Raw genomic sequence first — 11,775 nt, 5'->3', positions numbered from 1 at the left:
CTTTTTATATTCCAGGAGGTTCTCTACGTTGACATATCAGATTCAGACTTATAACAAAATTGCCGATGCAGGACTACAGTTGTTAGACGAACAGTATAAAATCAACGAAAGCAACGAACCGGATGCGATTTTACTCAGAAGCCACAAGCTTCACGAGCAGCCGATCCCGAACTCAGTCCAGGCCATCGCCAGAGCAGGTGCCGGCACGAACAACATCCCGATCGAACAGTGTTCAGAACAGGGTGTCGTCGTCTTTAACACGCCAGGTGCCAATGCCAATGCGGTAAAAGAGCTTGTGATATCCTGTCTGATCGCTAGCTCACGTAACCTGTTCCGTGCCGTTCAGTGGACGCATTCTCTAAAAGGGGAAACTGAAATCTCTGACAAAGTTGAAGCAAACAAAAAAGCGTTTATCGGTCATGAAGTAGCCGGTAAAAAGCTTGGTGTTATCGGCCTCGGTAACATTGGATCAGTCGTAGCCAACGATGCACTCGCACTTGACATGGAAGTCATGGCATACGATCCTTTCGTATCAGTAGACGTAGCCTGGGTGATTTCAAGAAGCGTCCAGCGTGTGCACCAGCTGGAAGAACTGCTGTCACAGTGTGACTTCATCACGATCCATGTACCACTCAGTCCGAAAACAACAGGCATAATAGATGAAAAAGCCTTTAAATCTATGAAAAAAGGCATCCATTTCATCAACTTTGCGCGAGGTGAACTCGTTGACCATGCGGCACTGAAAGCAGCACTTCAGGACGGAACAGTCGGTAAATACATCACTGATTTCCCGAGTGATGATATTTTCGGCATGGACAATGTAGTCGCAACACCGCACCTCGGTGCATCCACAACAGAATCTGAAGAAAACTGTGCAGTCATGGCAGCAAGACAGCTGAAAAATTACCTTGAAACAGGGAATATCAAAAACGCTGTTAACCTGCCAAACGTCAGCCTGCCACTCACATCACCAGGCCGCCTGACGATTATGCACAGAAACATCCCGAACATGCTCGGACAATTCTCCCAGCTGCTCGCAGAACGCAACTTTAACATTGCAGACATGCTTAACCGGAGCCGCGGGGAATTCGCCTATACGCTGATCGACATTGATAACAAGCTGAACGATGAAGAAGCTGCAGACATTATGGAACGGCTGCAGAAAATAGAAGGCGTCATCCGCGCAAGACATATTGCGAATGGATGGCACTAGATGAAAAGAGGAAACTGAATTCAGTTTCCTCTTTTCAAATGATAGAAAATAAATCAAAACAAAGCTTTTAAAATATCTAAACGCAAAAAATATACATGAAATAAAATAATAACCTCCTAAAGTGTGTATAATATTATAGAAAAATGTCTTTTTAGTTGAACCTTAGGAAAAAATATACTATTATATAAGTAATATAATAAGACTATTTGACTATATAATCTGTCGGGGGTGTTTTGGTGGGTAAAGATGATAGTAAATTGATGATGTCATATAATGACATCGAATATGAAATTAATGGGGACGAGAAAAAAATCGCAGAACATTTATATTTCATCATGGATCAGTTAAAAGAATTAAAAAACCAGGAAAATCGTTTACTACAAATAAATTTAAAAATTAATCGTAATTCCTCTCAAAACATACAGGATGTCTTCAATAAAAACTTCACTGAAATAAAAATTGATAGTGAACTTCGCACATTTGTTGAAACGCTTGGTACACGAATTGAATGGATTTATTGCCTGGGTATTGCATTCTATCTGATAAAAAATGAAGATGAGAATATCATTACCGCCAAAAAGATCAAAGATTCGTATGCAAAAGCGGGAATCAGACAACCCCAAAATATTCATTTATCTGTTAATCAATGCGTGAAAAAAGAATTTATGAAAGAAGTTGGTAAAGTAAAAGGATTAAAAGCTTTTACCGTCACAAATCGGGGAATAGATTTTATTGAAAGGCAGATAAAATCTGACTGTAAAGATGACAAGCAGGTCGGATTTGAAAATGAAGAGCAGGAGATCATTTTAAATCAATTTCTTAAGAGTCTTTCACAAAAAGAAATCCGGTTATTGAGAAGCTTCGAAAAAATGGAAGATAGAATTCTTGTTCTAATGTATTTACTTAAAGAAAAGGATCTGGCCATAGATATCAGACCAAACTTTATGTATTTTTTAATTGTCAGAATGTATGGATATGACGGATTGCCACGATCGGTTCATCTAGGTCTGAGCAGAACGCGACCCCTTACTAAAAAGACAAAGCTTTATAATAAAATCCATTACCGTATCGAGCAGGAAGGTATTCACTGGGTAGAGAAGGAAATAGCACTTTACGAAAGCTGACATTTATTTGTTGGCTTTTTTATATACTATTATTATAAGAGATTTCATTCAATAATTAGTCACTTTTGAATACATTATAAGCATTAACACTTTCTATTTTCATTAAAATATACGATAATAATGTTAAAGTACTGAATATTCAAAAATAATAGATAGGAGGGAGAGATATGCTGCTCACTGTGAAAATGATGAAACCCTTTTATACACTCCAGGAAGGGCATGAATTAAAACTGGTATTTGCCTATCAATATTTTTCAGTAATGAAGGATCAGGAAGTGTATCATTTTATTCCTGTTGAATCTAATGAAATCAGAATAAATCTAAAAACAAAACAAGTTGAAAACCTTACAGATATTTTTGTATTCCAAAGAGGCACTAGAATCTTCAGAATTCCATTGTTTCAGCTCCTGCAAATCTCAGATCTGGTTGATCATTTAAAGTCCGTTTCTCAGTTTTATGTTGAACAAATGCTTGCTGACGAGGAGGAACAATATATGAACAAAGAAATTGATCAGCTTGAAATGCAAAATTTATATAGGTTGATAGATAAAGCCTTGTCAGAAGGAGATCGCGACTTGTTTATGGTTTTGACTGACAGGTTGAAAGTCGAGGAGGCTGCACAGTAATGGCATCTTTAATCAATGTGAGTTCTTGACCTTTCCGGACAATGGCGGAAGGGTCTTTTGTTTTTGTGAAAAAATCCTAATAAGGTAGAAATTAGAATTCGGGAAAATTCCTCAATAAGTGACAAATATCGATAAAGTTTTACTAGAAAAATATTATTTTATTTTTAATAAATACCGGGATGTAGTAAAAAAATACAAAAAAGTACAAAAAAGTGCCGTCCTGCTTAGCAGAACGGCCAAATGAGAGGGTATTGCTGGGTCATTTCATATTCTTATTTTAGTATAAATTTAGAGAAAAGTCTATTGGGAAAATGAAGATAGAAAAAATTGTAATTAAGCTGGTGGTTTTACAATTCTATCAACATTGGGGGTAAAAACTTCATCTTTTGCAACAAAATGTACGGTATTTGAATCATTTCCGATATGAGATATGCCTAAAACACCAGCTAGTGAGAAAGATACTAATAGTGAAATAGATACTTTTTTAAATTTAGTCATGTAATTTTCTCTCCCTTGAAATCAATTTTCTCCATTGACCGTAGTAATGATTAAGCTTCTCGACATCGCCTGTAGACTCGTAATAGTCGATGATCATCTCCAATACTTCCAGTGCATCGCTAAAGCTTTGTAACTTAAGCAGGTGGGGATATAAATATTTTACCGCATATTTAATTCCTTCGTATTGGGAAAATTCGTACTTTTCAAGAAAATTTGAATGGTGATAAAAGTATTTATTTCCAACAATTGTATCCGTTTCTTTTAAAAGACTCATTCTTAAATGCCATTTCTTATCAATATCCTTTAATTTAACCTTACTCTCAAGCCAAATGAGTAATGAAGTTCCAAATTCATAAGTGAATGGCTCTAAAAGGTCAGTGGCTTCATTTGCCGCTCTCTCAGCTTTTGAGTATTCTCTTAACAGGTATAAGCATCTCGCATAATTAATAAGTACTCCCGGATAAAGAGATTCTTTAAAAAACATTCGTGTATTCCTTAGAAGTGATTGATATACAGTCAATGCTTCGGAATAAAGGCTTAACCGCATATAACTAATACTTAAAATCATTTGAGAATGAACCTGACGTATAAAATTCGATTCAGTCACGTAAATATCGTATGCTTTTTTACTGAAAGTTAAAGCGGCTTCATTTTGATTCAAGGATGTATACAAGTGAGACAAAATATAACTTGCTTCTCCTACCCACATGCCCCCAATGGGGAGAGGGTTCTTTAAAAACTCGTGCACTGTTTTTAATCCTTCTTCGTATTTTTCATTCATCGAATAATAAAAGCCTCTGAAAAATACTAGGATATTCTTTTCGACAGGATCAAATGTGTTTTTTATTTTCTGGATTAGCTTTAAAGATTCCTGTATGCCTTCATGATTCCAGTGGAATAAGTGGTACCTCAATTTATACAAATGATAAATATTCACATATTCACTTGTCAGGATATAATCTTCTTTTTCGGTAAGTTCATTATATAATTGTTCAATCGACTCACGATCCTGCATAAAGATAGCATGCATAAACGAATCAAGCGTTTCACGAATTTCTTTTAAATCACCTGTTATATCATCAAGCTGCAAGTCGAGCTTATTCAGTAACAGATTTACTGTCTCTTCATTTGCGGCATACATATTCGTTTCAATCTTACTCAAATGAGAAGTTGAGCAAATTCCTTCTGCAAGTTCTCCTTGCGTTAGACCGCGCTTCGTACGGTAATATTTAATAATAGAACCTACGTTCATTAACAACACCTCTAATTGAGAAATTAGTACGACATATAGTTATTTTGTCATGTATCTATTTAAAAAAGCTATAAAGAACTAAAAAATTCTGAAAAAAAGCATTTTATACTAGAAAATTCAGACAACCTAGTGTATTCTATTTTAGAGCATTTGACTTATGATAGAAAGAATTAGAAGTGTGGCTGAGTTCATTCATTAGAAGCCAAAATAACAGATTGAGAGTAGGAGAGTGGTCTTTTGAAGAAACGATTATACACTATTGCTGCATCTGCTGCTATAACATCATTTTTTGGTCTTCAGTCTGAAGCAGACGCAAGTACACATAAGGTGAATAGTGGAGATTCATTATGGAAGATTGCTAACAAATATAATACTTCTGTGAATCATTTAAAGAAACTGAATCATTTATCTTCAGAATTAATACATCCAAATCAGGTTATCAGAGTGAGCGGTAATGTGGAAGCAGCTGAGGCTCCACCATCAAACACGAATGAATCACAGGGACAAACCAATGTCTCAACTGCTGTTTATGTAGTCAAATCGGGAGATACACTTTCCAGGATTGCATTGAAGACTGGAACACCATTATCGGAACTTAAATCATTAAATAAGATTCAGGGCCATTTAATTTACCCTGGGCAGTCTTTAAAAACTAAAGGCAGTGGGAGTTCAACTCCAACTGAGAGTTCACCAGGCAATTCTTCACCAGGAAATACGGAGTCTTCCGGTACTGTCAATGGAACATACATAGTAAAACCTGGTGACAGCCTATCAAAAATTGCATATAGCCACAAAACTACTGTTACTAAGCTGATGGATCTGAATCATTTGTCAGGTCACTTAATATATGCCGGACAAAAGCTAAAAGTCGATGGTACTGTTAGCGGTAGTTCTACTGGTTCTTCCGGTTCCGGACAGCAGACAAGTACAGCTCCTGCGGCTGGAAATAGCACTTATTCTGTTAAGAGTGGAGACACATTAGGCAGAATTGCAATTTCTTATAAAATGTCTTTAAGTGAATTAAAGCAAATTAATAACTTAAGTTCAGATTTAATTAGAATCGGTCAGGTGTTAAAAGTAAAAGGACAGGGTGAATCATCTTCGCCTGTTCAAACCGTTACTCCGGGAAGTGGTTCATCAGCAGGTGGTAATGTCAGCCAGCTTTTATCGATTGCCCATTCATTTACTGGTGTACCTTACGTGTGGGGTGGCTCATCGCCTTCAGGTTTTGACTGCAGTGGTTATATCTATTATGTATATAAACAGGCTGGCTATGACATTGCACGAACAAATGCCGCAGGTCAGCATGCTCGTTCGCATTATGTAAGTAACCCGCAACCTGGAGATCTTGTATTTTTCGAAAATACGTATACAACAGGTATCTCACATGTAGGGATTTACATAGGGAATAATCAGTTTATCCATGCAAATGACGGCGGGGTACAAGTAACCAGCCTGAGTAATTCATATTGGAAATCCAAGTTCGAGAGTTTTAAACGATTCTATAAGTGAAATTTTTAAAAGCTGCTTAGGCAGCTTTTTTATATATCTGACAGGAGGAATTCAGAGTGAAATTTTTCAAAAATAAATCTATTGAAGAATCTCAGGACGTTATCCTGCAAAAAAAAATTACCATAGTTAAAAATGATTTATCTCTCGTTGTTGAAGAGCAAGTAGAACTTATGACTTTAAAATATCATAAGCAATCGTTACTAATGAAAATTGATGAAAAGTTGAAGCTTGAAAAATATAAGTATCCAGATCCTGATACATATAAGTATGAATTACTGAAGAAAATAATTTTTTATATAGAGACGATAAAAAGTTTAAGCGCTTTATTAGCAAAAATACTGAGACAATCAGATAAAATCGAATTGTCTGTTGAAGTTAAGAAAATTAAAGTAGCGATCAACAAAAATATGCCTCAATTAATCGACAAGCACTATGAAGGTTTCTATACAAAGTATTTATCTATAGGTGACGGGGTTAGTGGACTTGAACGTGAATTTAAAGAACAGTTGTTAACATATGAGTGGTTTGTAGAAGTGCTGAATTTTTATTATCAAAATCCGCTACAGATTGATCAAAATATTCCAGTCAGATGGGCGGTAAGGCGAATTAAAGAAACCTGTTTTCAGAAAGTTTCAGAGTTGATCTATCTAAATTAGTAGTTCAATTAATTAGTATCTATAGTCTGATAGAAATAAACATCTATTAAACTCCAAATAAAGTAAAAAGGTAGTTAAAATGAGCGGTTTTTTATACTTTCTGATTAAGATTCTTACATGTGGGTAAATCTTATATAAATTAATTCTACGGAATGTAAAGCGATTCTGTAATTAATTTAATATATTTACATGTTTAAGGAGAAAGAATATGAAACCAACTATGTATTTTTTAATTAACTCGATAGATTTAATAAGAGGAGGATTGACAAAAGCCTCATTAAAGCAAGCCTCATTCTTTGCTGATCAGGGTTACGATACTTATATGCTTACTTTCAATCACAATGCAAGGTACCCTGAAATTAGGAAAAAACTGCTTGAATTGAACAAAATTCATCAGGATGTTAAGATTTTAAATTTTTTCGAATATCTTGAAGGTAACACTGTGCCTGTTATTAATGATACTGTTCCTCAGGAATTTGATTTGTACGATAACCTCAGTGGATCTACCTTAGATAAAAGAAAAGGTCATAATGCCTACAGAGTATATAAAAACGGTATTTATGAAAAATATATTTCATTAAACGAAGATAACTCACTTAACTTTATAGACTATTTTAACGAAAATAGATATCGGACTAAAAGAGAGCTTTATAGCAATTCAGAAAATCTAAGAGGGGTATTATATATGGATTATCAATATAATAAACCCCGTCAATCTATTTATTACAGAGAAAATGGAATAGCTTATTTATCGATTTGGGAAGAAGCGAAAAATCAAACTGTAAAACGCATCAATTTCTTTAATGAGAATGGCGAACTGAAAAAAGCTTCAATCGAGGACCTGGACCATCACAAAAAACAATGGATTAAAAATTTAATTCAAGAAGACGAGGTTCCAATATTAATTTCAGATACCAGATCAACAGATCCTCTTTTAGTTGATTTGGAATACGAAAAAGCCAGAAAAATCTGGAGATTGCACAGCAGTCACTTAGAGGATAATAACGATCAATTGACGATTACTGAACCTGTAAAAAAAGGTTTCGAGCATATCGACTGCTTTGATGCTGCTCTGGTTTTAACTGAAGAGCAGAAAGATGATATTAATGATACATTTGGTGTTAAGGATAATTTATATGTTGTACCGCACTATTATGAAAATTTAAGTAATAGCTTTCTTGCTAAAGTAAAAAGAAAAATAGTCAAAGACTATAAAACAGCTGTAATTGTTAGTCGCTTCAGTGAACTTAAAAGAACCGAAGATGCTATTAAAGCGTTTGAAAAAGTAGTTAAAGTAAAGCCGGATGCCCAATTAGAAATTTGGGGATTTGGTAACCAGGAGACAAAGTTAAAAGCTCTAACTAGAGATTTAAATTTAGAGAATAATGTTTTCCTGAAAGGATTTACCAATGAAACTGCAAAAGTTTATGAAAAAGGATTATTTTCTATTTTGACATCCAAAAAAGAAGGTTTTGCACTTTCAATACTTGAGAGTATGGCGAATCAAACGCCAGTGATCAGTTATGATATAAAGTATGGACCCAGAGATTTAATAATAGACGGCGAGAACGGAATGATTGTTGAAAATGGAGATATTAACTTATTGAGTAATGCTATGATTGAAGCATTTAACAATCCTGAAGAAATGGTCAAAATGGGAGAAAAAGCATTTGACTATGTTTCTGAAAAATTTGGAGAGGATATGTACAATCGAAAGTGGATGGAAATCATAAATCTTGTAATTAATAGTGATTCAAAAAATATACAAATATAGAAGCGGGTATTTAAAAACACATTGATATTAGAGTTTTAAAGTATTATAATGATTAAAGTGTTTGGGATAGGCCAGAGAAGTCCTATTATAAATATTATAACTTTCAAAAGTAAAGAGAATTTAAACATATTGTAAATTTTTCATTAAGAAAATAAGGTATTATGTAAATTAGAGATTAGAAAGGAGAATAACAATGAAAAAGGTTTTGACATACGGTACATTTGATTTGTTGCACTGGGGACATGTTAATCTTTTAAAAAGAGCAAAAGACTTAGGAGATTATCTGATTGTTGCAATTTCTACTGATGAGTTTAATGCAATCAAGAATAAAAAAGCCTATCATAGTTTCGAAAATCGTAAAATGATTTTAGAATCTATCAAATATGTTGATGAAGTAATTCCTGAAGATACTTGGGATCAAAAAGTTCAGGATGTTAAAAATAATGATGTAGATGTATTTGTAATGGGTGATGATTGGAAAGGAAAATTCGACTTCCTTGAAGACCACTGTAAAGTTGTCTATCTCCCTAGAACGATTGGTATTTCTACTTCACAAATCAAAGAAGATCTTCTGGCTGTAAGAAAAGGGTAACCTGCAGTTCTGATAATATATTATGAAAAATTCTTATCGGCTCTTATGTGTTTACAGTTTTCAAACAATTACTTAATTGTCTGAAAAACCTTGTATACACACTTTGAGTCGATTTTTTTGAATATAAATTGATTGAGTCATTCGCAATGCCGAAGGGAGACAAGTATGCAAAGTATCAGGAAAGCAAACCGTACAATTGAAAAAATTTATTATAAAGATCATACACTTTTTATTAATGTTTTATTAAAACGAAGTCTGTGGGAAAAGGTCACAGGTATTGGAAGGATCGAACTCAGAGAAAGAAACACCGATCGTTCACATATCTTTTTAGCCAGTGAAGTAGGTGCGGATGAAGATTATATTATTTTACAGGCAACTATAGCTGAAACAATTATAAATAAGTTAATGGAAGCTGGTACATTGGATTTATACCTCCAAATTGACCATAAAGAAATGAGTGAACAAAAACAGTATAGAATTAAAAGCAATTTTGCAGACCTTGAACTTCTATATTATATGGGAGAAGAAGAAATTTTCCACCCTTATACTACAAATGAAGGAAATGTCTCATTTAAAACAACCGTTAAAAATAATACTGTTCTCGCAATGATTGATAGCGCAGAAATTACGCAAAAATACAAGATAATGATCAAAGGTTATACTGCTCTTCCGGATAAAGAGTACAAAATTTTATCCAGAAAGCTGATTTTGAGAAATAAAAGTGCTGGTTTTGAGCGTTATATTCCATTAACAGATATTAATAGAAATGACTTGGCTAAGGATTTTGGTCAGCTTATAGATCGTGAACACGAACAGATTGGTTTTGAAGCACAAATCAGTCTAAGTGATCTTCCCTTAGATAAAAATGATATTAATGCACTTGGAGTTTATGTGCAATTAACTGTAACTGATGGTGACAAAGTAACAGAAATTGAGAGCACACGCTTGAAATTTAAACCAGGGAGCAGAAGGTTTAAAACTAAAAACTACTTATTGAGAGAGAGTGGAGCCAAGAGGAAATTATCTCTTTCTTCAACTAAGGTCAGAAGTTATTTTTCTATTCGTTTTCCTGTATATAGTAGTAAGGCGGAAATGAAAAAGAAGTTAATTAAAGTAAAACGTTCAAAGAAAGTAAAGAAATTATATAAACAAGCATTTAAATTGATTGGTTTATTACCAGCAAACAAGAAGCTTGTCATGTTTGAAAGCTTCTTAGGGAAGCAATACAGCTGTAATCCCAGAGCAATATACGAATACATGCAGGCAAATCATCCTGAATATAAAATGATCTGGAGTGTAGATAAGAAATACTCACGTCAATTCAGAGAGAAAAACATTAAGTATGTTAATCGTTTCTCTATCCGCTGGCTATTCTTGATGGCAAGTGCCGGGTACTGGGTGACTAATAGCAGAATGCCTCTTTGGATTCCCAAGCCAAGACACACAAAATATTTGCAAACGTGGCATGGAACACCTTTGAAGCGGCTTGCAGCAGACATGGATGAAGTTCATATGCCTGGTACAACTACTGCGAAATATAAAAAGAATTTCCATAAAGAATCGAGTAATTGGGATTTTCTTGTTTCACCTAATGCCTATTCCTCTGAAATATTCGAGAGAGCATTTAATTTTAAAAAGCAAATGATTGAATCAGGTTATCCTAGAAATGATTATTTATATCATGCAAATAACGAAACTTCGATCAATCAAATTAAAAATAGGCTAAAGATTCCATTAGATAAAAAAGTGATTTTATATGCTCCAACATGGAGAGATGATCAATTCTATGGAAAAGGGAAATATAAATTTGATTTAGATCTGGATTTGAATTTGCTTCAACAGGAACTTGGAGATGAGTACGTAATTTTATTCAGGATGCATTATTTAGTAGCTGAAAATCTTGACTTGACACCTTACAAAGGATTCGCATATGATTTTTCTCAGCAGGAAGACATTAATGAGCTGTATATAGTCTCTGACCTCCTGATTACTGATTATTCTTCTGTATTTTTTGATTATGCAAATTTAAGAAGACCTATATTATTTTACGTATATGATATAGAAAATTACAGAGACAAGTTAAGAGGTTTTTATATTGACTTTGAAGAAAATGCTCCAGGACCTTTAGTACGGACAAGTGAAAGCTTAATTAACGAGATAAAAGATTTACAAGAAAATAGTTTCAACTTGCCGGAGTCTTTTACCGAATTTCATAAAGAATATTGTTACTTGGAAAATGGTAATTCTTCACGCAGAGTAGTTGAAACATTTTTTAATAAATAATGGTTCCTATCTCTGGATGCTTTGAGAAACTTCTTGAAGCATCTTTTTCAAGTAGTTGCTACTTTTTTCTCAGAATGAAAATGAGTTAAAACTTTATAAATAGGGTATAAACATTTGTAACTAATTTTAGGTTAGGGCGTCTACTGAGTATCAGTAAAATGTTAGAATGGTATAAGTTAAATGTCTTTTCGATTTGAAAGCCACTACTTAAGAGGTGATGCACTTGAATAAAAATGGGAGGGCTC

Annotated in this window: 10 protein-coding genes; 8 read left to right on the top strand and 2 right to left on the bottom strand. The window is 34.1% G+C overall.

Annotation, left to right across the window (positions count from 1 at the left end; genetic code table 11):
* The first annotated feature begins 28 nt into the window (after positions 1–28).
* The 3 genes from DH10bf12_RS00445 (at position 29) to DH10bf12_RS00435 (ending at position 2,963) form a co-directional block, all read left to right on the top strand.
* Entirely contained in the window at positions 29–1,213 is a 1,185-nt protein-coding gene (locus DH10bf12_RS00445) for a phosphoglycerate dehydrogenase (protein ID WP_471736665.1), read from the top strand.
* 236 nt (positions 1,214–1,449) lie between these two features.
* Positions 1,450–2,337 (top strand): hypothetical protein, encoded by an 888-nt coding sequence (locus DH10bf12_RS00440; protein WP_471736664.1) that lies wholly within the window; start codon positions 1,450–1,452, stop codon positions 2,335–2,337.
* Between the two features lie 167 nt (positions 2,338–2,504).
* A complete protein-coding gene (locus tag DH10bf12_RS00435) occupies positions 2,505–2,963 on the top strand; it encodes an IDEAL domain-containing protein (RefSeq protein WP_471736663.1) in 459 nt (152 codons plus the stop codon).
* A 333-nt stretch (positions 2,964–3,296) separates the two neighbouring features.
* Here DH10bf12_RS00435 and DH10bf12_RS00430 read toward each other — a convergent pair whose 3' ends face one another.
* Positions 3,297–3,461, bottom strand: a complete 165-nt coding sequence (locus tag DH10bf12_RS00430) for a hypothetical protein (RefSeq protein WP_471736662.1) — start codon at positions 3,459–3,461, stop codon at positions 3,297–3,299.
* On the bottom strand, positions 3,454–4,713 hold the full coding sequence (locus DH10bf12_RS00425) for a helix-turn-helix domain-containing protein (protein WP_471736661.1): 1,260 nt from the start codon (positions 4,711–4,713) through the stop codon (positions 3,454–3,456). The genes DH10bf12_RS00430 and DH10bf12_RS00425 overlap by 8 nt, the downstream gene beginning before the upstream one ends.
* A 237-nt stretch (positions 4,714–4,950) precedes the next feature.
* On the opposite strand from DH10bf12_RS00425, the gene DH10bf12_RS00420 reads away from it, so the two are divergent.
* From DH10bf12_RS00420 to DH10bf12_RS00400, 5 genes are all read left to right on the top strand, one after another.
* Positions 4,951–6,225, top strand: a complete 1,275-nt coding sequence (locus DH10bf12_RS00420; protein ID WP_471736660.1) for a C40 family peptidase — start codon at positions 4,951–4,953, stop codon at positions 6,223–6,225.
* Positions 6,226–6,281: 56 nt separating this feature from the next.
* Positions 6,282–6,881, top strand: a complete 600-nt coding sequence (locus DH10bf12_RS00415) for a hypothetical protein (RefSeq protein ID WP_471736659.1) — start codon at positions 6,282–6,284, stop codon at positions 6,879–6,881.
* Positions 6,882–7,089: 208 nt separating this feature from the next.
* Complete coding sequence (locus DH10bf12_RS00410) at positions 7,090–8,655, top strand: glycosyltransferase (RefSeq protein WP_471736658.1); 1,566 nt, start codon at positions 7,090–7,092, stop codon at positions 8,653–8,655.
* A 193-nt stretch (positions 8,656–8,848) separates the two neighbouring features.
* Complete coding sequence (tagD, locus tag DH10bf12_RS00405) at positions 8,849–9,247, top strand: glycerol-3-phosphate cytidylyltransferase (RefSeq protein WP_471736657.1); 399 nt, start codon at positions 8,849–8,851, stop codon at positions 9,245–9,247.
* Positions 9,248–9,412: 165 nt separating this feature from the next.
* Positions 9,413–11,530: a CDP-glycerol glycerophosphotransferase family protein gene (locus DH10bf12_RS00400; RefSeq protein WP_471736656.1), complete on the top strand. Its 2,118-nt coding sequence runs from the start codon at positions 9,413–9,415 to the stop codon at positions 11,528–11,530.
* The last annotated feature ends 245 nt before the right edge of the window (positions 11,531–11,775 follow it).

Source organism: Jeotgalibacillus sp. 10bf12 (genome assembly GCF_055597105.1).
The sequence above is the reverse complement of the archived record's forward strand: the minus strand, read 5'-3'. Positions and strand labels throughout refer to the sequence as shown.

Bases quoted from the DNA above. Each gene is read 5' to 3' on its own strand.
- DH10bf12_RS00400 (WP_471736656.1), top strand. From the start codon at position 9,413: ATGCAAAGTATCAGGAAAGCAAACCGTACAATTGAAAAAATTTATTAT.
- DH10bf12_RS00435 (WP_471736663.1), top strand. From the start codon at position 2,505: ATGCTGCTCACTGTGAAAATGATGAAACCCTTTTATACACTCCAGGAA.
- tagD (WP_471736657.1), top strand. From the start codon at position 8,849: ATGAAAAAGGTTTTGACATACGGTACATTTGATTTGTTGCACTGGGGA.
- DH10bf12_RS00425 (WP_471736661.1), bottom strand. From the start codon at position 4,713: ATGAACGTAGGTTCTATTATTAAATATTACCGTACGAAGCGCGGTCTA.
- DH10bf12_RS00410 (WP_471736658.1), top strand. From the start codon at position 7,090: ATGAAACCAACTATGTATTTTTTAATTAACTCGATAGATTTAATAAGA.
- DH10bf12_RS00430 (WP_471736662.1), bottom strand. From the start codon at position 3,461: ATGACTAAATTTAAAAAAGTATCTATTTCACTATTAGTATCTTTCTCA.